The sequence below is a fragment of the Parabacteroides sp. CH2-D42-20 genome (assembly GCF_003670185.1).
Taxonomy (GTDB): Bacteria; Bacteroidota; Bacteroidia; order Bacteroidales; family Tannerellaceae; genus Parabacteroides; species Parabacteroides distasonis.
In genome coordinates this window covers 1-23406 of sequence record NZ_RAYG01000045.1, presented here as the reverse complement: position 1 = coordinate 23406, position 23406 = coordinate 1, and the positions used below count along the sequence as shown (strand labels likewise).

At 39.4% G+C, this 23406-nt stretch carries 19 protein-coding genes and 1 pseudogene; 3 read left to right on the top strand and 17 right to left on the bottom strand.

What is annotated here, in order from left to right; genetic code table 11:
- Positions 1-284: 284 nt before the first annotated feature.
- From cas2 to D7V92_RS20400, 8 genes and pseudogenes are all read right to left on the bottom strand, one after another.
- A complete protein-coding gene (gene cas2, locus D7V92_RS20430) occupies positions 285-617 on the bottom strand; it encodes a CRISPR-associated endonuclease Cas2 (RefSeq protein WP_005864259.1) in 333 nt (110 codons plus the stop codon).
- 5 nt (positions 618-622) lie between these two features.
- The gene (cas1, locus tag D7V92_RS20425) at positions 623-1558 is read right to left on the bottom strand and encodes a type II CRISPR-associated endonuclease Cas1 (RefSeq protein ID WP_005864261.1); all 936 of its coding nucleotides are present in this window, start codon (positions 1556-1558) and stop codon (positions 623-625) included.
- A gap of 10 nt (positions 1559-1568) precedes the next feature.
- Complete coding sequence (gene cas9, locus D7V92_RS20420) at positions 1569-6131, bottom strand: type II CRISPR RNA-guided endonuclease Cas9 (protein WP_121773663.1); 4563 nt, start codon at positions 6129-6131, stop codon at positions 1569-1571.
- A 266-nt stretch (positions 6132-6397) separates the two neighbouring features.
- Positions 6398-6841 (bottom strand): GNAT family N-acetyltransferase, encoded by a 444-nt coding sequence (locus D7V92_RS22770; RefSeq protein WP_310592305.1) that lies wholly within the window; start codon positions 6839-6841, stop codon positions 6398-6400.
- Positions 6821-7258 (bottom strand): annotated as a pseudogene (locus D7V92_RS22765) (GNAT family N-acetyltransferase); the annotation flags it as partial. The gene D7V92_RS22770 and the pseudogene D7V92_RS22765, both read right to left, overlap by 21 nt.
- 7 nt (positions 7259-7265) lie before the next feature.
- Complete coding sequence (locus D7V92_RS20410) at positions 7266-7811, bottom strand: GNAT family N-acetyltransferase (RefSeq protein ID WP_121773661.1); 546 nt, start codon at positions 7809-7811, stop codon at positions 7266-7268.
- Positions 7808-8365, bottom strand: a complete 558-nt coding sequence (locus D7V92_RS20405) for a GNAT family N-acetyltransferase (protein ID WP_121773660.1) — start codon at positions 8363-8365, stop codon at positions 7808-7810. The genes D7V92_RS20410 and D7V92_RS20405 overlap by 4 nt, the downstream gene beginning before the upstream one ends.
- Positions 8366-8379: 14 nt before the next feature.
- On the bottom strand, positions 8380-9207 hold the full coding sequence (locus D7V92_RS20400; RefSeq protein ID WP_005854308.1) for an SDR family NAD(P)-dependent oxidoreductase: 828 nt from the start codon (positions 9205-9207) through the stop codon (positions 8380-8382).
- Positions 9208-9292: 85 nt separating this feature from the next.
- Between D7V92_RS20400 and D7V92_RS20395 the strand changes: the two genes are divergently transcribed.
- Positions 9293-10588, top strand: a complete 1296-nt coding sequence (locus D7V92_RS20395; protein ID WP_005854310.1) for a TIGR01777 family oxidoreductase — start codon at positions 9293-9295, stop codon at positions 10586-10588.
- Between the two features lie 73 nt (positions 10589-10661).
- Here the strand turns inward: D7V92_RS20395 and D7V92_RS20390 are convergent, their stop codons facing one another.
- Entirely contained in the window at positions 10662-11222 is a 561-nt protein-coding gene (locus tag D7V92_RS20390) for a flavin reductase family protein (protein WP_005854312.1), read from the bottom strand.
- A 6-nt stretch (positions 11223-11228) separates the two neighbouring features.
- The gene (locus D7V92_RS20385) at positions 11229-11771 is read right to left on the bottom strand and encodes a flavodoxin (RefSeq protein ID WP_121773659.1); all 543 of its coding nucleotides are present in this window, start codon (positions 11769-11771) and stop codon (positions 11229-11231) included.
- 173 nt (positions 11772-11944) lie between these two features.
- On the opposite strand from D7V92_RS20385, the gene D7V92_RS20375 reads away from it, so the two are divergent.
- Positions 11945-13015, top strand: coding sequence for an alcohol dehydrogenase (locus tag D7V92_RS20375; protein ID WP_121773657.1), 1071 nt, complete (start codon positions 11945-11947; stop codon positions 13013-13015).
- A gap of 210 nt (positions 13016-13225) precedes the next feature.
- On the opposite strand, the gene D7V92_RS20370 is transcribed toward D7V92_RS20375, so the two are convergent.
- The 7 genes from D7V92_RS20370 to D7V92_RS20335 all read right to left on the bottom strand — a co-directional run bounded on the left by D7V92_RS20370 (position 13226) and on the right by D7V92_RS20335 (position 22434).
- Entirely contained in the window at positions 13226-14122 is an 897-nt protein-coding gene (locus D7V92_RS20370) for a HEPN domain-containing protein (RefSeq protein ID WP_005864283.1), read from the bottom strand.
- 109 nt (positions 14123-14231) lie between these two features.
- Positions 14232-14597, bottom strand: a complete 366-nt coding sequence (locus tag D7V92_RS20365; RefSeq protein WP_036618481.1) for a hypothetical protein — start codon at positions 14595-14597, stop codon at positions 14232-14234.
- A 96-nt stretch (positions 14598-14693) separates the two neighbouring features.
- Positions 14694-15521: a GIY-YIG nuclease family protein gene (locus tag D7V92_RS20360; protein WP_008780018.1), complete on the bottom strand. Its 828-nt coding sequence runs from the start codon at positions 15519-15521 to the stop codon at positions 14694-14696.
- Between the two features lie 30 nt (positions 15522-15551).
- On the bottom strand, positions 15552-17201 hold the full coding sequence (locus D7V92_RS20355) for a type I restriction-modification system subunit M (RefSeq protein ID WP_036618479.1): 1650 nt from the start codon (positions 17199-17201) through the stop codon (positions 15552-15554).
- 4 nt (positions 17202-17205) lie between these two features.
- Positions 17206-18318: an AAA family ATPase gene (locus D7V92_RS20350; RefSeq protein WP_036618477.1), complete on the bottom strand. Its 1113-nt coding sequence runs from the start codon at positions 18316-18318 to the stop codon at positions 17206-17208.
- Positions 18315-19454, bottom strand: a complete 1140-nt coding sequence (locus D7V92_RS22325; RefSeq protein WP_233572884.1) for a restriction endonuclease subunit S — start codon at positions 19452-19454, stop codon at positions 18315-18317. The genes D7V92_RS20350 and D7V92_RS22325 overlap by 4 nt, the downstream gene beginning before the upstream one ends.
- A 4-nt stretch (positions 19455-19458) precedes the next feature.
- Complete coding sequence (locus D7V92_RS20335; protein WP_083434111.1) at positions 19459-22434, bottom strand: type I restriction endonuclease subunit R; 2976 nt, start codon at positions 22432-22434, stop codon at positions 19459-19461.
- A gap of 362 nt (positions 22435-22796) precedes the next feature.
- Between D7V92_RS20335 and D7V92_RS20330 the strand changes: the two genes are divergently transcribed.
- Positions 22797-23237, top strand: a complete 441-nt coding sequence (locus D7V92_RS20330; RefSeq protein WP_121773664.1) for a DUF6078 family protein — start codon at positions 22797-22799, stop codon at positions 23235-23237.
- Positions 23238-23406 lie beyond the last annotated feature (169 nt).

Here is a 23406-nt window from a genome sequence, read left to right as displayed (position 1 = left end):
TTTTGATCCATTGGAAACAGCAATTTTTTATTTTAAATATTATAAAATTTAGTTGTGATTTACTTTCAAATTAGTATTTTTGATCCATTGGAAACAGCTATAAATAATTATAAGTTGTTGCGATAATAGTTGTGATTTACTTTCAAATTAGTATTTTTGATCCATTGGAAACAGCTTAATCTGTATTATATGCTGTATATCAACTAGATGATAGAATGGTTAGAAAATAAAAAAGAAAAGTTTCCAATGTAATAAATCCCGTTTTATGACGGGATTTATTATTTCTAGAAAAGCTCTAATTGTTGGCCGGGTGTATTAGGAGGTTGTACTTTTTTCCCATAGAACAACTCAATATTCCCAAATTGTTTGTCTGTAATGCACATTATTCCTATTTGCCCGTGTTCTGGTAAAAATGATTTTACTCGTTTTATGTGTACTTCTGCATTTTCTTGGCTGGCGCAATGTCGCACATAAATAGAGAACTGAAACATGGTAAAGCCATCACGCTGCAGATTCTTACGGAAATCACTATAAGCTTTCTTTTCTTTTTTTGTTTCCGTAGGCAAGTCAAATAATACCAACACCCACATAATACGATATTCGCTAAATCGATCCATGATTATTACCGTTCTGGATACACGATTCTTCGTTGCTCTCCACTGAAACATTTGTAAAGAGAGGCTGTTGTTTGAGCTACAGCGATCATTAACGGACTTCGTTTACCTCCAATCTTAACTTCTAATGTAGGAATAGAAAGAAGTGATGCTTTCCATTCTTTTGTTAATATTTCGGGTGATATACCCTTTGTTCTTATCAAACCAAATACAAGCTCATCAACATAAGGTCTATAAGGTTCCATGATGTCATCGGCTAAACAATAAGCATTATATCGGTTATGGTGATGAATACCCAATGTGGGTAACATACCACTTGTGACTAGTCCACGTGCAACAATAGCACGAAGGATAGCATAACCATAATTTAATAAATTATTAGGAGGTATACCTTCCCGATCTCTTGTAAAACCTTCTATGTGTCCGAACAGATACTTCCAATAATAAGCAGCTGCACGTCCTTCCAAATTGTCAGGATCTCCACTACGTACATCATTGGCCCATATTCGCATACATTTTATTTCTTCGTTTTTACAAGAGCATAATACTGATGCTTGATTGTTGATTTTCGCTTGAATAGTCTGTTGCCAAAGTTGTTTCTTTAAAGGTAAGGAAGCGTCTAATTGATCTCGAAAGCGCTCATTTTGTGTCGTGTTTCCATAAAGCGGAAGCATGAGGCCTACTGGCATACTTCGTCCATCACATGTAATAACTGCGCAATTATTCTCTAGTAATGCTTCCAATACACCCTGGGTAATAGTAATTTGTTTGTTGTCAAGAACTATCACTGCAATATCTTCAATTGGTTTAGTAATTTCTGATTGTCGTTTGAAGCTTTCGGGCACAGTATCATTCTTTACTATCTCCGGTAACTTAATAACTAATTGCTGGTTACGAAGTGACAGGTAAGCAGGATTACCAAAATAAAATGTTTTCTTAATCATAGGATAAAATCTAATTAGTTAGTATACATAAACCTACTTGAATTATATTTCCTAATCTATCAACTTTAATGGGAAAACATATTTCTTTAACCATTTCACCTGTTATAGCTTTTTGATTTTTAGATTGAGGACTACCAATACCATATTCATTCTGAATGCAATTTTCACCATTACAATAGATTTCTGCAGTAGCTTTAGGTAAAGCAAAAATCAAATTGGCTGTTGAAGCTGGGATGAAATTAGCGGTAATGCCACTTGAGTCAACCATTTTGTATATTCGATCCCTATCTATCGGCATTACGACTTCCCCCTTATTAATCTCCTCCTGTGTCGGTACATATACCAGATCATTAGGAGAGAGTATATATTTAGGTAGATTACCATTCTCATCTTCAGGAGCCGAGGAAAGTCCCTGCTTTTGGCGTTCGATCACTACATTTAAGGGAATCGTGCTATAACTTCTTTTACGGATTACTTTTTTCGTATCCTTATCAATCTCTTCTGTTTCATAGATAGCAAAGAACAGGTTGGTTCCTTTTGCTGCCTCTACAAATTTAGTTCGCTTATTCCCTTTTTGTCCTACAGTAAACTTTTCAGCTTTTTCGTAGACACGCACTTTATAAATGGGCTGATGCTTTTTTCCTTTATTCAATATAAGAATATTACGGTTCATTTCATCAATACCATCTGGAGAGAATGCCAATGTGGGATCATTGTCTTTAGTTTCCAAATGCCGAAGCATAATTTGTTGGATACCTGTATCTGTAATGCTTTCCTTTATCTTCTTTTTGTCGAAACTAGTATCTATAGGCTTCCGCACCGCAAAATAGCGGTCTTTCGTCTCTTTTGTAAAGTAATAGACTTTGATTTTTGATGGATTAATATCTTGCCAAGTATCTTTATTTTCCTCGAAATAGTTCTTTATTCTTTTAGTGTCATAGCCTAACTCGAGCATAGCGAGTATTTTCTTCTTCAAGTCCATTTCTACTATTGCCTGTGGTTTCTTTAAGGCCTCATTAAGTGATACAGTTTTTATCATACGCAAATTTACTTCTCCGTGAACCGTTTCCTTATGCATTGATTTACGGATAGCCCAACTATCCCCTTTTGATTGGTTGGAGACTATCTTCTTTCCATTTTCATAATGCTGATAGTGGTTTGTTGTCTTGTTGATCACACGCAAATTTTGCTTAAAGCTAACCGTTATTTTCTGCAAAGCTGTCAATGTATCTTGAGTGAATGTTTCCCAAGGCTTGTCAATAACCCATTTGTAATTACCGTTATTATCAGTCTTGTCCTTGTGACATAATAGGGTTTGCAAATCTCGCCGTGTTATCTTTGTGTTTTTACTAGCCGACACATTATTGAGATAGTTCACGATGTTACGATTTGCGCATGCAATGATAATGGCATCCATCGCATGATGGCGGTGATCAATACGTTTTTTATTGAATCCCTTTTGTAACTCTAAGGGCATGGAGGGGATCATTGTATTATTGGTATTGATAGAAGTGAAACGGGTACTTTCAGTCAGTTCATTCAACCGAATGAAACGAGGAAGTACAATCTTATTCCAAACATCGTTGATGCCCCAATCCTTTTTTAATCGATCGGTAATACCTCCTGTACAAGGAATGACATTCTTGGAGATAGCCTCTTGCTCGTTTTCTTCACGCACTATATTAGAAAGCAGAGATTTTACTACTTTACTAATATAGCGGCTGTCGTTGAGTTGCCGTTCTATAAATTGATCTGGAATATCTTCCATGAGTAACTTTTTCATTTTACTTCTGTTATGTGAATAAGATTCATGCACAAGTTTTTCATAGGCTTCCACGGAAAGTACCTCAACAGGCTTGTCAAAAGCTAATTCCACCTTTTCTCCATGATGGTTTTTAATAAACTCATAGCCGAGGCTCCTATCCTTCAATTTATTTATCTCAGATTCACAGATCACCTTGTTGCTAAGTGAATCATCGAAATAACGTGATTGAGGAATAATATGTTCTATTTCATAAGCAGGAGTGAATAATTTACTTAATGGTATCATTTCGCCTGTATAAGGTGAACGATATTTTTGCTCCAACCATAGTTTGTAACGTAGTATTTCCGAGCGTGTTGGACGTTTTAGAGTATCTGTTTGGTTGAATTTTCCTAATATAATTCCTATATCTTCCGGTAATTCTAATATACTATTTAGTACGCCTTCTTCATAAATACGCAATAAATCCTGCTGGCTGGGGGAATATGGACGTACATTCTCTATTCCAAATTCCGGATTCAAAAATTCAGTCAATAGTGCTTTTATGCGTAAATTGGTATTCTCGTTCTTTATCATTTGTTGTGACATCCGGGCACGCTTGTCCGCCGGATTTTTCATTTCCCGTCCTAATTCAATATGTATCTCATCGATATGGCCTACTTGTTGCCAAATATCTCGTACGGTACGCAAGGTTTCCGTTATCACTTGCTCCACGATTGGGTTGCGTAACGAATGTTGTTTAAACGATTTTAAATAGAGATCTATATCCTTGGGAGTCTTCCATTTAACTATATCCTTGACTTCGGAGTGACGATCGTAAACAAGATAACAAGCTAACCATAAAGGCAAAGCTCGAAAATGGGTAATATCAGTTAGGTTAATAGCTTTTTGTCTAACTCTCTCACGAATGTTCTCGTCATACTCTCCATCTATAATTTTATTAATTCGTATTCTTGTCCCATTATCTATGTTTTCGATACTCCAATATTTACCCATTCGCATCAATGGAAGCAATTTCTTTATCGCCTTAGCGGAGTAAGAGCCATATTCCTTCTTGAAAGGAGGGAAATTCTTGAATTGTTCAATAAACTCTTCGCTTAGGTTATTCTTATTGGCAAAAGAGTGTAAGGCTTTTTCTATTTCTTGTTTATCTTCTATGGAATATAATATATGCCATAATGTCTCTTCCTTTTCCTTAGAAAGAAAAGCTTTTGGGATATGCGCTTTTCCTAAACGAGTTATTATTTGTGCATGGGTTTCATTACAGGGATAAGGTTTATCTTCCACATAATTCCAACGATAGTTTGAAGTTGTTTTCTTAAAGCCGAATGGCGGGTATTTAAAAAAGGCTTTTTGATCGATTTCTTTCTTTTCATTCAGCCACTCAAATAAAGTGACATAATCAGCCTCGGTAGGGAGTAATTCTTGTGTTACGTCAACATCCGTTTCCTTCCTGTAGATACGTAGGTTTACAATAAATTGCCAAAGGCGAAATTCTTGATAGAGAGGATGAGACTTGGCTATACATTTAATGGATGCATGTTTGATTTCTCCACTCTCTTTATCAATATACCTATTTTCCTCATAGGGACAATTGTCGATCAATGATTTCTTGCTCTTCAGTGGACGTTGATAGAAAATGATATCTTCTATAAATAAATGACAGAAATCTCGTGTGGAAATACTATTCCTACGTGGTTCGTTATTGGGATAAAGCTCATTAAGGCAAGCAATATATAACTGTTTATCTCGTAATTCCTCATGAAATTCACTTTGGGTCTTTAGTATTTGATAGAGTTCGTTTTTATAGTATTTACGTTCGATAGTACGTACTAGCTTCCCACGTATTTTCTGGTCTGGTTTTTGCAGAAGTGTATCATAAATATAAGCGCCGACAGTCATCTTGATCTTGTCGATATCTGCTTCCGTCTTCTTTTTAATTAATGTCCAATCATCATCTTTTGGCGCACGGAAAGAACGCTTTATATTTCCTTCCTTATCTTTCTTAGGACTACCATCAGCCTCTAGATCAGTGGTGACTATAAATTCTTTAGTTTTACCTTCCCAATCCAATGGTATATTACTTGTGCGCCGGTAAATCATCCCATTCTCCAAATGTACGTTATACCAGGTGTCCTTGCCTTTTTTCTCTCCCGAGTCTTCGACTTTTTCTACTTTCAATGAATAATATTCTACTAGTTTATTTGGAGTTTCCTCCTCTTCACCTCGAAGTTGATAGTATCCTCGTTTCTGATTAAAGTTCAAAAGAATCCAAGCGAGTTCCTCTTTTGATATTTTTTGTGTTAAAGCTTTCTTTCTAAGGTAATAGATCGTCCAATCGTAGGGTACTTTTTTGTTGTTTGCGATAAGTATGGGATGATGTTCGGTAAAATTGGCCAACATCTCTTTAAAAGACTCCTGAAAGATAAATTTGTAAGAACCTGTTTCGTCTTTTACCCAAGGAAATTTACATTCTATGTCATTTAAGAATTTGCCATAGCGATTGAGAGAATCGGAATAATGCTTTGGTAAAAAGCCGAGTAAATCGAGAATTCTATGCAGGCGCTCACGTCTTAATAGATGGCGTTCACGCAATCTACGTATACCACGATAGCTTGTTCGATCCGCAGTTTGTGAGATAGAATTTCCCTTATCGAAATTTCCTAAGATGGCTGCGTCCATAGGTATAATACGACTGCCACAAGCTTCTATACCATATAAGTGTTCTTTATTATATTCATCTATATAAGCATTGATTAATGCCCATCCTATACTATTTGTACCTAAATCTAATCCTACTATTTTTTTCATGACTAGTATTGTGTTAACGATTTTTTCAAAGATAAAATAAATTATCAAGAAATACTTGCTTTATAAATATATTCTTTATTTCTTTGCTATACTAATTTGAAGCAAATCACAATAAGGATTATTCCGTTGTGAAAACATTTAGGTTCTAGCCCATCGTCCTTTATCGGTGGGCTTTTTTTATGTGTAACTAGTCCTGTTTTTTGATAAGAATGCCTTCGTTAGGCTACGCATATAGTCATGATAGGCTACACGATTACCTTAAATTTTTAAGGAAGTGTAACTTGAAGATGAAGTATCGGGAATGGCTTGTGGGAGGAATCCGTCTCGTCTCTTCCTATCACTTGGAATCCCAGATGCTGATAGAAATGAAGTGCGGTTGTGTTTTGCTCATTTACGTCGACTTTTCGGATGGGTGTCTCTTGCAAGGCGAATTGGATAAGTCGTTTACCTAATCCTTTGCCTTGCTCTTCCGGATGTACGAAAAGCATCTCGATAAGCTCATCGCTTAAGCCCATGAAGGCGGCGATCTTTCCTCGCTCATTTCGGATGATATAAAGTTCTACCAATGGGAAATATCCGGGAACAAGTTCTTTATAAAATAAGATATCCTCTTCTTTTAGGAAATGATGGGTACTACGTACGGACGCTTCCCAAAGCAGAAGAAGCTCATTGAAGTCCTCGAAGGAGGGACGGGTTATCGTTCGCCTCATCGGGGTGTACTTCATCCCATGTGTAGTTTGTTCTTCGCAGATTGGTTCGAACCCGAATTTCCGGTAGATTGGGATTGCATAGGAAGAGGAATTGACTGTCATTTCCGAGACTGGCTTATCTTGGATAGCGGCCTCGAATAATCGTTTGCCGATACCTTTTCCATGATACATAGGCGTGATGAAGAATAAGGAAATATGCTTTCCTTCATTTTTTGTCGCGATTAGACCTATTAATGACTCACCCTCGAATGCTCCGTAAATGGTTAGCTCATTTACCAGATCCTTATTGTAAATGAAACTCTTGAAGGTTTCCAATCCCTCTTCGTCGAAGTCATTCTTGCCACATTGGATGAACACGTCCAAAGACAAGGTTAATGCCCTATCGTATTCGTTTACCTGTAATTGTCTTATTTGCATAAATGGATTATAAGTCTTTGTTCCCAACTAATTTCTCATCCGCTACGATCTCAAAATGATGCGCATCGATGAATCGCCCGTTTTTGTAACAAGCTTTTCGGAAGATGCCAGTCTTCTTGAATCCCACTTTCTCTAATACCCGCATGGATGCCAGATTATATTCATACACCGTGGCGAATATACGAATAACCTCCGTATGCTCAAAATAATACTGGATCGCATCGGCTAACGCTTCAGAGGTAATCCCTTGGTTCCAATATCTCTCACTGATCCAATAACCAACTTCCGCATTGAAACGTTCCACATCCGCTCCTCTCACAAAACCTATATTGCCGATTGCCTCACCATGAACCACAATGCAGAAATCCGATATTTCAGTTTTTTCTCGTGCTTGGCTGATGAAGCAGCGGGCATTTTCTTTTGTATAAGGATGAGGCAATCCATCCCGACAGTTATCCCAGACCTTCTTGTTATTAAGGTGCAAGGTTAAGGATTCCGTATCTTGACCTTCCCAACTCCTGAGCGTATATAAATCTTTTGTTACTACTATCATAAACTATTGTTTTTGTTTGAAAAGGAATGATGGTCAAGATAATAGCACAAATGATCCTCTATTTGTCCAGTATGCATTAGTTCTGCTTGATGAAGCCGTCCTTCGTATACGAATCCATTCTTCTCTAATACACGTTGTGAGCGTTGATTGTGAGGATAACAATTCGCCGTGATCAAATGTAAATTCATTTGAGTAAATCCGTAATTCAATACAGATTGCACTGCTTCTGTCATGAAGCCTTGTCCCCAACACTCTTCTTTTAGCCAATAACCCAGCATGCGAGCATGTGGGTTTTCTCTTTTGGGATCGGGAATGATGCCAATGGAGCCGATGACTTGTCTTGTCTCTTTAAATACGATAGCCCAAATCCCTTCTTTTCCGATAAATATGGTATTTAGTACATCAATAGTCTCTTCGATCGTTTCGAGAGGTTTCCATCCTGCGTTATTGCCTAGGTTTGGATTCTTACAGCTCTCAAAAACATCAGGAGCATCGCTTTCGCTGAAAGGACGGAGCACAAGACGGTTGGTTTCTATATTCGATGTTTGTGTCATATACGGATGTTTATTTAGTCGAGATAGATCATTTTCTTGGTCATCCCACCGTCAATCGTAATATTCTCGCCATTAATGAAATCGTTTTCCTCTTGACAGAGAAATAAGCACATACGGGCGATATCCTCCGGCTTGCCCACCCGTCCGGATGGATGTTGAGCATGATCCTCCGGACGAAGCTGGTCGTAATTGTTATTCTGTATCCAACCGGGAGCGATAGAGTTTACCGTGATATGCCATTCCGAGAGCGATAAGGCCAACGCATGCGTCAAAGAATAGATACCTCCTTTAGAGGCGGCGTAACCCTCGCTACCGGGTTCACTCATCAAGTAACGGGTAGAGCAGATGTTGATAATCCTGCCGTATGGATTGGGGGTCTCGAGAGATTGCCGATGGAGCGCTAATCGCCGGGAAGTGATGAACGCGGGACGTAGGTTTATGGATAATATCTTATCAAAATCCTCTACACTCGTTTCCGTGATGGATGAGAACTGGCTGATACCCGCGTTATTGATGATGATATCGATATCGCCCCATTCCTCGATGATCTTTTGCAGGCAATCCTCCAATGCGGTCTTATCGCTAACGTCCACGGGAAAGAATTGAGTTCCGGTTTGTAATGCGGTCTCTTTTCCTGATGCTTCGTTTTTATCACAGAACGCTACTCGATGGCCGGCTCCCCTGAACGTTCTCACGATGGCTTTTCCGATCCCCTCGGCCCCACCGGTAATGAAGACTCTTCTTGTTTTATGGAGTGTCTTCGTATTGTGACTGGTTCTTGTCCCGGAGGTTTTCCGGACTTGATATTGCTCGTATTTTTTTTCCAAATAGTTGTCTGCCATGATCCATTATTAGTTGAAAGAACAAATATAGTGTTTAACTAAATAGGTTGTGCGCTTGTTTATAAGGTAAAGATCATTTAGAATCATGAAAATAGCGATTAGCGGTGCGAGTGGATACATAGGACAGCATCTTACTCTTTTTTTCACGGAAAAGGGTGATGAGGTGGTTCCTTTAGGAAGGAACCTGTTCAAGGAGGAGAATTTCGATGAGCTATGCCATCGTGTGGAATCGTGTGATGTGGTCATTAATCTGGCGGGTGCTTCCATTAATAAGCGCTGGACAAAAGCGTATAAGCAAGAATTATATGATAGTAGAATCCGGACAACCCATCAGTTGGTAAATGCCATAAATACCCGGGATATTCTCCCAAAGTTGTTTATATCAACTTCTGCCGTAGGCTATTATCCCACATCCGGAGAATATGACGAATATAACAATCGGCAAGGTGAGGATTTCTTGGCCCGGTTATGTGGCGCATGGGAAAAGGAAGCGCGGGCGTGTTTGCCGGATGTGCGGCTTGTGATTGCCCGGTTCGGGGTCGTACTCTCGGAGGATGGCGGGGCATTGAGACAGATGCTTCATTTGCAACGTCTCTCCCGGATAGGTGTGGTGATAGGCGATGGCCAACAGAGTTTTCCGTGGATCAGCGTGCATGATTTGTGCCGCTCTTTTGATTTTATGATACAAAATAGTACGTTGAGAGGAGTGGTCAATCTTGTCTCTCCGCAATGCATCACCCAAAAGCAACTGGCATATGCGCTGGCGAGAGCGGATGGAACCCGTTGGGTTATGCCTTTGCCTACATTCATTTTCCGACTGATGTTCGGTGAAGGAGCCTCGTTTGTAACGGAGGGGCAAACGGTTCATCCTACGAAATTATTGGAGTCTGGTTTTACATATGATTATCCGACAATAGAAAAGCTTATGAATATAACAGATCATCGTACCGTGCAGGCACTGGATGTCCGCCGGTATATGGGACGGTGGTATGAGATCGCCCGTTACGAGAATCATTTCGAGAAAGGTATGACGGATGTTACGGCTACTTATACATTGCGATCGGATGGAAGAATCCGTGTGGAAAACGAGGGGTTTAAAGATGGAATCCATAAAAAAGCAGTAGGCCGGGCGAAACAGCCAGAACCAGAAAATAGCCCGGGTAAATTGAAAGTCGCTTTCTTTTTATGGTTCTATTCAGATTATTATATCTTCGAACTCGACGAACATTATCAGTATGTTGTGGTAGGCAGCAGTTCTGACAAGTATCTCTGGATTTTGAGTCGTGATAAATCCTTGCCGGAAGCGGTTATGGAAGATTTGCTTGGCAAGATAATGAAACGAGGATATGATATCTCTAAATTGGTTTATAACAGAATTTGATTACATAGTTTCCAAAATTAGTATTGATAGTAATCTAGGCTACTATCAATACTAATTGCTATTACCCTGTCATTTATTTCAATTGTTTTCCATCGGAAAAGGCATTTCCTACCTTTTCGCCCACTCTCAAATAGTCGTTGTTGAATGGATCAAAGATGATGGGAGCGGCTTTAGCTACATTCACCTTGCCGTTCTCATCAAGTACACGCTCGTCAACACTGACATTTACGATCTCGCCACGGAGTATGCAAGTATCCGGATCGTAATCTTTCAATTTACATTCGATAGCCACGGCCAATTCGTCGATCAACGGAGCATCTACGAAGTCTGATTTTGTAGCGTGAAATCCTGCTTTGGCAAACTTGTCGGTAACTTTATTGCCCGACACGATACCTACATAATCACAAGCTACGACATGATCGGCATCTGCCATGCTTACCGTGAAAGCTCTACGCTTCAGGATATTCTTAACTGTCTTGTGACCGGCGCTAAGACACATGCTGATCTCATTCATCTCACTGATACCGCCCCAAGCGGCGTTCATCGCGTCGGGAGTTCCATCTTCTCCATACGTGGCGATAATAAATACGGGTTGCGGATAGCTCAAAGGCTTCGCTCCAAAATTCTTTCTCATAATCATTTATTTTTTAGTCCAATTCTTGATATCTTCTTCTGTCGCTCCGTTCATCAACTTCCCTTTTTGCCAGTTCACATCCGGATAGGCTTTCCGCAATTCACTCTCTGCGTTCGAGATACTGCTGCTGCCTGATGTGGCGAATGGGATAACGGTTTTACCCGAGAGATCGTATTTTTCCAAAAAGGTGTTGATGAGTCTTGGGGCTTGATTCCACCAGATGGGAAATCCTAGGTAAACGGTGTCATACTCCGCTAGGTTCTTCAAATCATCGATAATGGCCGGTCGTGATGTAGGATCGTCCATCTCTACGCTGCTGCGTGAGGATTTATCCCGCCAGTTCAGATCGGCGGAGGTATAGCTTTTCTCAGGTTGGATCTTGTGAAGATCACCGCTGACAATAGATGCGACTTGTTGGGCCGCTTTTTCAGTATTTCCCGTTGCCGAGAAGTAAGCCACTAAAACTTTTGTCCCTTCGGTAGCCTTTTGCGCATAAGAGGCGATACATACCATTGAGACCATGACCATGAATAATAAGATTCGTTTCATACTTCTTGAATTTTTGTTGTTTTTATATTCATTACGAGAATGCTATGTATTTATGGCGATAAAGATAGGAGAGAAAAATGAAACAGTTTGTACCCAAATTACTGATATATCTGATATTTTGGGCGATACGATCCTTATCTTTGTAAGGCGATTAACTAAAAGAAGAAAATATCATGCTTGCGTACACTTATATTGAACAAGGGAAATTTGAATTGCGGGAGAAACCGATACCGGAAATACAGGATTCATGGGACGCTATCGTACGTGTGACTTTGGGTAGTATCTGTTCTAGCGATCTTCATATCAAACATGGTAGCGTACCACGTGCGGTACCCGGAATAACCGTTGGGCATGAGATGGTTGGTGTGGTGGAAAAGGTGGGTGCCGATGTTACTGTAGTCAAGCCGGGTGACAGGGTAACCGTGAATGTCGAGACCTTTTGCGGAGAGTGTTTCTTCTGCCGGCGTGGATATGTCAATAATTGTACCGATCCCAATGGCGGTTGGGCGTTGGGCTGTCGTATCGATGGGGGGCAGGCGGAGTATGTCCGGGTTCCTTATGCGGATCGAGGCTTGAATCGTATCCCAGATACGGTCAGCGATGAGCAGGCTTTGCTGGTTGGTGATGTGTTAGCGACAGGTTTTTGGGCTGCTCGCATCTCGGAGGTCTCAGAGGAGGATACGGTTCTCATTATTGGCGCTGGTCCTACGGGGACCTGTACTTTGTTGTGCGTGTTGTTGAAGAAGCCACGACGTATTATTGTTTGCGAGAAGTCTCCGGAAAGGGCCCGGTTCGTTCGCCAGCGTTATCCGGAAGTCTTGGTGACAGGTCCCGAAAACTGTAAGGAATTTGTTCTTCGTAACAGCGATCATGGCGGTGCGGATGTCGTATTGGAGGTCGCGGGGAGTGAGGATACCTTCCGCTTGGCATGGGATTGTGCCCGTCCGAACGCCATTGTCACCATCGTAGCCCTCTATGATAAACCTCAGCTTCTTCCTTTGCCAGACATGTATGGCAAGAACTTGACTTTCAAGACTGGTGGGGTGGATGGCTGCGATTGCGCCGAGATTCTTAACCTAATAGAAGAAGGTAAGATAGACACGACGCCTCTTATTACCCATAAGTTTCCATTGAACGAGATTGAGGAGGCTTACCGTATCTTCGAAAACAGGTTGGATGGGGTTATAAAGGTGGCGATTGAGGGGAATTCATTTCCTCAGTTCACATATCTATATACCCATTAGTTCGTACATCCATATACCTAAGTTGTAGAGACGGGGCGTGCCCCGTCTCATCACAGACTGATAGTACCTTTAAGTTACCATTTTGCTGGGTTGAGACGGGGCGTGCCCCGTCTCTACAACTGGATTCAGATATACGACTAGGGGAAATAGATTCAAATGTAATCATATTTGAGGCGAAATCTATCTGTTTTTCAGATTAACGCTGCCTCATCAAACCTGTCTTTGTTTTGCCGCATACACCTTGATTCTCTCCTCGCAACATTGTCGCGTGATATCCCGGAGCCGTTCTACTTTGGGTATAAGCGCCTCGATATCTTCTTTAGTGACGCGGAAGTGTAAATTATAACGAGCTTGAACGTATGCGTCCTGCAGCAAGTCGAAAAGTCGTTTCTCCTCTTCCGTATCCCGGGGAAAGGCTTCGGATGACTCTAGGGAATGCGTTTTGGCTCTGCCGGATAACGTTATTAGGCTATGCTCTTTGGGACTATACAATGTAAAAGTCAAGATTATGCTGTTGTAATAATTCTCACAAGCTTGATGCAAATGAAAAGAACATATTTTATATCTCTCGTCGTTTTTGTCATACATTGCATTTCGTAAAAAATCATTCGCACGTTCAAACCTGTCGTTGTAATACTCCTCCGCCAACTCTTTTATCTCCCGATAGTTCAGTTTACGACGGCGGGCCAGCTTATAACGACCGCTGTTGTAAAGCATGATACCCTCTCGCTTGATATCAGTATAGAAATATCGGTTTTTATCGATGGCTTTATTCAGATCGTCGATGCTCTCGTCTATAAACTGTACGGTGGTGGATGCGTATCTGTTCTTCCCTTTGTAGTAATTATCGGTGGCCTTGCTCAAGATGTGATTGATAATATATCTTTGGAAACGGGTACTGGTAACTACCAAAATATCATAATCGCTCATAAAACAGGTGCGGATACCGTATTCGATGCGTTGGTCGTAGTCAACGTATGTATTCCGGGCATAACTTCCGTAGAGAATGATCATCTCGCAATCGGGAAGTACTTCCAGTACGCACTCTACAATTCTTCTGAGGTCATCCCGTTTTTGTTCGGGAAGGTAATTGATGGATGTTTTCATTCTTTGTTTATCTATGCAAATTGTTTGTAATCACTTTTTACTTTCAATGAACATTGTTCTGTCCCGATAGCCTTTACGATAGCTAAAAGCGGTGCGCTGAACTGTTCGGTTAGCTTGTTCGGTACTTGTTCGGTCGACTTGTTCGGTTGGCTGTTGTGGGGTCATGATTTTCTCCCATCATTAAGTTTCTGAAAAATGCGATCAAGAAACTCATATCCGGTTCAACGTCTTTTCGCACATTTCTATAATTCGCACGAACCAGCGCATTGCGAAAGTACCAAGAGTTGTCGGCAAACAGATCATTGTTCACGTCAAAACCGATGCTACGCAAATGCTTTATAGCTGTATCTTTTAAATAATCGGATGTTCGCAAGCCATCCACAGCTTGTAAGCCAATGGCTGTTTTCCAAGCTGAAGCCTTTTCTCTTTTGTTAGGCTCACTACCACGGATGTATGATTCGAAATCTATGTCCATATTATTTGTTTAAATCCATGTAATAATTTGAGGCAACTATGCAGAATTCTATAATATAGCTATATCGTTTATTTTTATATACTTATATTTTAAGATTTATTCTAGTTGTTTCCTGTAAACAGAATCTAAAGTTTGGCCATTTTTATCTTTCCATACTAACCAGCCGTTATTGCTACTGCCTATACAGAAATCAGCAGCCGTACTTGGACTAGAAAAAGTCTTGTCAGACTCCATAACTAATAAGCCATTTTTTGTAACCGTATATTCGTTAATCAGTTTTTCTCTTTTTTCTTTCCAATTGAACGAAGGAACAGAACTATTAACAATAATACTCCCTTTTAGTACTGTAAATCCAGATGAATTGTAAAAGCCTTTTGCATTACAACCTCTTCCTTTGGTATAAAATAAGTGTTCCTCTTTTAGTTTCACAAATTCAAAAATATTGCAACCTATAAATGAAGTGAGAAATTTGATATCCTCAAAGAACTCATTCATATTATCTTTTTGATATTCGGGTAAATTAGGCTCATTGGGAGTTTGTTTGTTTTCATTCAGAACAAAATTCTTAGCTTTTTTAGCATCAGCAATCGCCCGATATTCCAGATATTGCACATCTGCTTTTGTCATTGCTGCGTCTTTAGATATAAATATCAGAGCTTTTTGCCAGAATGCTTTCTTACTATCGTGGTCTTTCACCCGTTCTTTGAAATTTTCTGTTTCTCCAATATATGCTTTAGGCTTGGTCATATCATCCTCACCCAAAAGAATATAAAATGCCGGTGTTTGTAAATCTGTCCGTTCATTAAGAATAGACAGATTGGAACGAGGAATAATAAACATCTGACAGATTTTGTTGCTGATGAACACATATTGAGACCCTTGTGGATCTCCGTCAATTAGGTATGTCGTTACTGTTTTTCCCATATTATTTAATTACTCGGTGCTATAACTTTGTCAATCTCTCTTTGCTTTTGTAATTAATGGCAAGCCAAGCTCAGCGAGAAATTTATTATGTCTCTCGGATGCATCAGCTATTTTACTCTCCAGCTCGATCAACTTTTTATTTACTTGCAACAAATCAATTTTCACATCCTCTTTAGCAATGCTGACATAGCGTGAAATATTCAGATTATAACCGTTTCTTTCGATTTCGTCCATCGAGACGGGACGTGAGTAACGCTCTTCTTCTTTTCGTTGCTTATATGTGTCTATAATTTTGTCGATGTCTTTAGTCCGTAGTTTGTTTTGCCTTTTGCCTTTCTCGAAATTTTCCTTGTCGCTAGCGTTGATAAAGAGTACATCATCGGACTTTTTACATTTCTTGAGTACCAAGATACACACAGGAATACCTGTTGAAAAGAAAAGGTTTGCAGGCAACCCGATTACTGCGTCTATATTGCCATCTTTGAGCAATTTTGTACGAATGCGTTCTTCTGCTCCCCCCCTGAAAAGTACGCCATGAGGTAAAATAATCACCATCGTGCCATCTTGTTTCAAAAAATGGAAGCCGTGAAGTAAGAATGCAAAATCTGCGGCTGATTTGGGAGCAAGGCCATAGTTGTTAAAGCGGAAATCTTTGCCCATTTCTTCCGTAGGCTCCCATCGGTAGCTGAATGGAGGATTTGCGACAATGGCATCGAACTCCACTTTTTTGGCTGGGTTCATTTCATTCAGCATATCCCAATCATTCAAGAGTGAGTCACCGTGATGGATTTCGAACTCCGAGTCTTTAACTCCATGCAGGAGCATATTCATACGAGCTAAGTTGTAGGTGGTGATATTCTTCTCTTGCCCGTATATCTTACCAATATTTCCTCCATTAGCTTTCATCCTGTGGCGCACATTGAGTAACAAAGAACCTGAACCACAAGCAAAGTCCAATACTCTTTCGAGTTTTTTCTTCATCCCGGACTTTGGGTCTTGGGTATCTAATGTAACGATACCCGATAGAATGCTCGACAATTGTTGTGGCGTATAGAACTCGCCAGCCTTTTGTCCTGAACCTGCGGCAAACTCACCGATCAGATATTCATAAGCATCCCCTAATATATCCGTATCGGTTGAAAATTGAGCGATTCCTTCGGCAATCTTTGTTATCACTTTACAAAGTAGCGCGTTACGTTCTTCATAATTTTTACCCAGCTTATCCGAGTTCAGATTTATTTCGGAGAAAAGTCCTTGAAACGCCCTGTCGAAAGATTCGTTTTCGATATATTTGAATCCTTTCTCAAGTGTTTTCAGAAGATTATTATTTTGTGTCCGTGCAAGTTCGTAAATATTAGTCCAGAGATAGTCCGGTTTAATCACATAATGCACTTTACGGCGCATCTGTTTTTCAAAATCCAAAACATCTTCCGGGTTCTTTCCGTACCATAATTGCAACGGTGTCGAAACACCACACTCCTTCAACTCCTCCAGAGCTTTATCTGGATAATCCCCTCCGAGTTCTTTTTTTGCGGCCTCTATATAGTTATCTGAAATATAACGCAGGAATAGAAAAGACAGCATATAATCGCGAAAATCATCTGCCATCATTGAACCACGAAGGTCATCTGCTATTTTCCACAGGGTTTTACCCAGTTCGTGCTGTTCTTTTATAGTCATATTTTTATCTGTTTTCTTGTTCTGTTTCTATTAATATCTCAGGTAGGTAAAACTCATATTTTCTCAAAAAAGCATCAAGGATTCGGACAAACAGTTGTTTTGTGTCTTTTCCCATGAATACAGGTTCATATATCGAGTATTTACCATGACTAAGTAAATCTAAAGCTCGTGCAAATAACACCTCATCATCTATACCATGAATACATTTCGAAAAATGGCTATAGCCGAAAAACACCGCAGTTTTTTCAATAACACTGCGCAACATATTAAAATGATAAGTGTTTATCTGCACATCGTCTATCGTCTGTCCTTCTTTAGGCAAGAGCCGTTTTAATTCGCATAAAGTTGCGACATGATGAAAGAACGGTGTCTCGTCGGTCGCCCTCAACGTATAGCCGTTTGTCCCATTTTTATGAAAGAAATAACTTTTACGTCTATTCCTTTTTAAGTCGTTATACATCACATTAAAGAATAAATGGTGATGAGAAGAAATAACGATTTTTCTTTTTCCGGAATCCTTTTTCAGCAGATTGCCCAAATCATTGGCGATCGCAATAATGTTATTGTCATCAAGCGAAGACACAGGATCATCTATATAAATATATTTAACCCATGAATATGCCTCGGCTCCATCAATGACCAATTCGCAAATGGCAAGGAACACACACCATATAAATATGTTTTCTTCACCACGAGAAATCTTTATTTTATCTTCTTCCCCCTTTGAAAAAGAGATATGCCACTCTTCATAATCAATCTTGAAATCGAACTCTGCATATCGTTGTAAATAACCGAATATCTTCTCTTCCAATGCTAACTCTTTAAACCCGTTAAAGAAGTTCGAGTCTGCATTGATCTTGAGAACCCTTTCCGTATCATTTTCAAGGTCGTTATCCCAATAGAAAAGATCTTCGGTAAAAGCATTGAAGTATAGTGTATCCCTTGTATTAGCTTCCGTATCTCTACCTCTGTTCTTAAATTCCATGGAAAGACGAGTTTTCCCCGTCCCATTATAGGCATATAATAAAACATAGTCGAAATCGTTTAAATCAGAACGAAATCTGACGGCAACATCCGACAATGTGTTGTATTTGAATATTTTTGCTTCGTTACTCATTGTAATTTAGGAAATAGTTGTTGCATTAATCCTTTTTTATGGGCTTTTAGTTGGTCGAGTTTGGCGGTCTCGGTGGATATGAGTTCGTCTACTGAGAAAAGACCACAGGCAATCAATTGTTGTTCATTTTTGTTTTTAGGAATACGAATAGTAACTTTTTTAATTACATCAACGGATAGTCCTGGTTGAGCTTGTCCAGTTGCATACTGATTCAAGTCTAACTTAATTAATTGATAATAAAGCCAACGTATATCAATATCCTTTTTAAGTGTTACAACAACAGCATGTTCTGTCGCGTGAAATTTACCTTCTGCATAGGTGATATTACCACATTGAGCACCTTGCCTGCCAATAAGAGGATATATACCAAAATGTGTAAAAGAATGTGTATAACCACGCAATCCGTTCCCTCCATAACAAGGATACATAGTATCTTTTTTTACATCACAAATTTCTGATGCAGAGACAAATTTACCAGCTTGCATATCACATATATCGCCAAGTGTTGATTCTTCCCACTCTCCTTTATTCTGAAATTCAGGGAAGCGAAAAGTTGGAGTTGTTTTGCCTTCTGCAGGAAATAGTTGCTGCATCAATCCTTTTTTATACTCCTTCAATGTTTCTATTTTATCTGCTACTGCATTTATTAAATCATCCAAACTACTAAAACAGTCAACAATCTTCTTCTGCTCATTTTCATTATTTGGAATAAAAATATTGATATTTCCAATGGTTGTTTTTAATAAACTTGGGACACCGCCTGCTTCATTATATTTATACCAATTAATTTGTTGAAATATCAAATATAAGAATTTAGGTAAGCATTTATGAAACGCATATGTATAAAATAGGGTATCAACTGTCCAAAATTTACCTGTAAGAAATATCGGTTTATCTATCGTGCCTTTTCTTCCAATACAAACACTCTCACCATCATAAAGGAATTTGTCTACAGATGTCATGTAACCTCCTGACCCATATACTGGTATATTCCCTGCACTTAGGTGTTTGTAATCTCTACCATTTCCGATTTTACATACATGATCTATTTTATTAGGAATCCATCGTGCATCATTCTGAAACTCACGAAACCGCAAAGTAGGCACAGTCGTTTTTATATCTTTGTCTTTTGTCATAACATCAATCTTCATAAGCCGACAATCCCGAAATTTCACGGCCAGCGGCCAAACGTTTCAATAATGGAACGAGATCATCCATTAGGGCCAATTCAGCCTTAGTACGAGCTTTCCATCCCAATTCCAACGGAGCTAACAAATCACTTAGTTTTTCACCATCGAAGATCATTCGTTCCATTATCTGTTCTACAAATTTGCGTAACGAATCCGCTGTGATACCATGTTTGTCGGCTATAGATGCCAATTGTTTAGCATATTTCTCCACCTTAAATGCTTCGTACCCCTCTTTTATCTCCTGCTCCGTCTTACCGTTCACTTCGTCGAGACTATCGATGTATTCTCGAATATCGTCCCGTTCATCAATCAGGTTGGCGCTCGATGCCACAAGGCTGATCAACTGCTCTTTGGTTACTCGTTGCTTGCTGTTTTTGCTATTCGTATAGCGGGCGATTAATCCCATTATATAATCGTAGTCAATGACTGCCGAAGCAAAAAGAACAAATTCAAAATCAAGGTCTTCAACCTGTGGACTAACCTCATAGTCTTTGCCTGTCTCCCGCTGTTTGCGTAATTGTTGTGCCGTTTCAATATAGGCTCCACGGAACGAACGCAAAGTCTCTTCTGGCAACAGTTCTTCGATTTTTGCTTTCTCCTGCTCGTTAATATCGGTATATTGCTCCAACTGGGTTCTGTATCGTTGTACTTCTTTGAAACAGTTGATAAAACCGGCACGAGCCTCATCTCCCTGCAAACTATAAACATTTTCAGCTTGGCACTCCAATCCTTGCGATTGCATATATTCACTCAACTTCTGAACGGCATCTTGGAACTTCTCTATCACTTTCGGGGCAGAATCTACAAGCCATATCTCTTTAGGATTATCGGTCTTCTCTCCAGAGAATAACGCTATCGCTTCATCGACAGCATCTTGCTGACCTCTAAAATCAAGGATGTTACCATATGGCTTAGTGTCGTTCAAAATGCGATTGGTACGTGAGAACGCCTGTATCAGACCGTGATATTTCAAATTTTTATCAACATATAATGTATTGAGATATTTAGAGTCAAAGCCTGTCAGCAACATATCCACGACAATCGTTATATCGATCTTATTTTTGTGTGGATAGTCTTTATTGCTATATTGTTGATCTTTGATGCGTTTTTGCACATCTTGGTAGTAGGCATCAAACTCAGCGATTGTATGGTTGGTTTTATATTGCCGGTTATAGTCGTCAATAATAGTTTTCAGCGCCTTTTTCTTTTCTTCAGGCTCTTTACAGTTGTCATTCTGCTCTTGTGGCAGGTCTTCCTGTATTTGCTGAATATCTTTATTCCCTTCGGCAGGAGGCGAGAATACGCAAGCGATGTTAAGCGGTTCGTAATTCTCATTTTGCTGCATTAAACTTTCTTGCGCTCTGCGGAACAGTCCGTAATATTCGATAGCTTCATTGATAGAGGCTGTGGCAAGTATGGCATTAAACCTACGGGAGTGGGTTGCTGCGTCATGTTTCGATAATATCGCATCTACTACCGCCTGTTTCTTTAGTGTGCCATCTGCCCTACGATCGCCTGTCTCTTTGGGTTTAAAATAATCGACATGGAAACGTAAGACGTTTTTGTCCTCGATCGCATGTGTTATGGTATAAGCGTGTAGTCTGCTTGGGAAGATATCTTCCGTAATCTTATATGAGGCTTCTTCTCCGCTTATTTGTGTATAAGTTGCATTTTGTTCAAATATGGGTGTTCCCGTGAAACCGAAGAGTTGAGAGTTCGGGAAAAATTCTTTGATTGCCTTGTGATTGTCTCCGAACTGAGAGCGGTGGCACTCATCGAAAATGAATACAATTCGTTTATCCTTTAGATGGATTAAACGGTCTTTATAGTTATTTTTATTGGACGAATCGAGTGCGATACCCAATTTTTGAATGGTAGTTACAATTACTTTGTCGGCATAGTCGTCCGACAACATGCGTTTAACAAGAGTCCCCGTATTGGTATTCTCTTCTACGCAATTTTCTTGAAACTTATTAAACTCCTCGCGTGTTTGTCTATCCAAATCTTTACGGTCTACCACAAACAAGCATTTATCAATGTCGGGATTATCTTTTAACAGAGTAGATGCTTTGAATGATGTTAGCGTCTTGCCACTTCCTGTCGTGTGCCAAATATAACCGTTACCTCTGTTTTGATGAATACAATCTATTATTGCTTTTACCGCATATATCTGATAGGGGCGCATTATGAGCAACTTTTGTTCACTGACAACCAAAACCATATAGCGGTTAATCATCTCTCCCAATGTACATTTCGACAAAAATGCCGTAGAAAACGCATCAAGGTGGGTTATTTTTCTGTTTGACTCTGTCGCATATTGATAGACTGGCAAAAACTGCTCATCTGTATTGAAACTGAAATGTTGATCGTTATTATTGGTGAAATAGTAAGTATTTGCCTGATTGCTTACGATAAAAAGTTGCATAAAACAAAGTAATGTATTCGTATATCCATTACCCGTATCATTTTTATAATCAACAATTTGTTGCATCGCCCGGCGAGGACTAACATCCGAAGCCTTCAACTCGACCTGGATTACAGGAATGCCATTAATCAATAAAATCACGTCATACCGATGATAGCTGTTATTGGTATTTATACGCAACTGATTAATCACCTCATAATCATTCTTACACCAATCTTTGATATTGACCAGCATGTATTGTAATGGTGTCCCGTCTTCACGCATAAACGTATTGATTCCTCGTAGCCTTTTAGAAGAAGCAAAAACATCAGCATCAATGATCTCCTCGAGCAAACGATCAAATTCAGAGTCCGTTAAATGTACCCTGTTCAATGCTTCGAACTTTGTTCTGAAGTTCCGCTCTAAAGCATTCCTATCACGAATATCGTCACGATAGGTGTACTTGAGATCTATTAATTTATTAATAAAGTGATCTTCTATTTGTTTTTCCTTAGATATCATATTTTTTCAAGAACTTTTTTATCCGGTTCATATCAATTGGATATTGATGTTTTTCTCTGTATTTGGCAATAAAGATATAAAATATCTTGCTATGTGATAGCGAAAAGATGAAGAAGTTGTATTGACTTGATCTTTTCAATATCCTAGATTTTCTAGAACATTGAATTTATAAAAACATCTACAATATCTACCACTCTATTGTGTACTCTCTGTAAATAAGAATATTACCTATAGGTTGTAGATCTCCAAACATCTACAATTATTATTCAATATCTACCATTTATTATTGATTTTCATGCAATTTTCTTTTCGTGTGAAGGAAAAAAGTGTTATATTTGGAAAATACTGAAAATCTAAAAGATATGATAGAAAAACTCGATTACGCTATGGTGCCGACAGGCTTTGTACATTGTTTTAATGGAAATTGTAAGAACGCCAACCGCTGCTTGCGGCATCAAATCATCCGTTTTATTCCCGATACGCTTTGGGCGGTGAGCATCGTGAATCCCGCACGTACCAGTCCTACCGGAAAGTGTGCGGCTTTCATGGCGGATACTCCCGTGCAATACGCTGTCGGCATGGATCACCTATTAGACCAGATACCTTATCTGGAGGCGAAACGCATCAAGCAACGTCTGTTGATGACATACGGTAAGAATAAGTTTTATCAGTTTAAGCGCAAGGAAAGAACCTTCTCGCCTGAAGACCAACAGTATATCCGTCAGGTCTTTCGGACGTACGGAGTAAAGGATGAGCCAGTCTTTGATGCTTGGCTGAGTGGCTACCGATGGACGAAGGGATAAGAGCTGATAAGAGTTTCTCTTAGGGAAAACAAAAGTTTCTCCTAGAGGAAACAAAAGTTTCTTTAGGAAGAAACAAAAGTTTTATTAGGGGAAAACTTTTGTTTTTCTATAGGAAAAACTGTAAGCATAAGTTATTCTGTCTTTTCCTGATTTATCTAGACACTTTTTT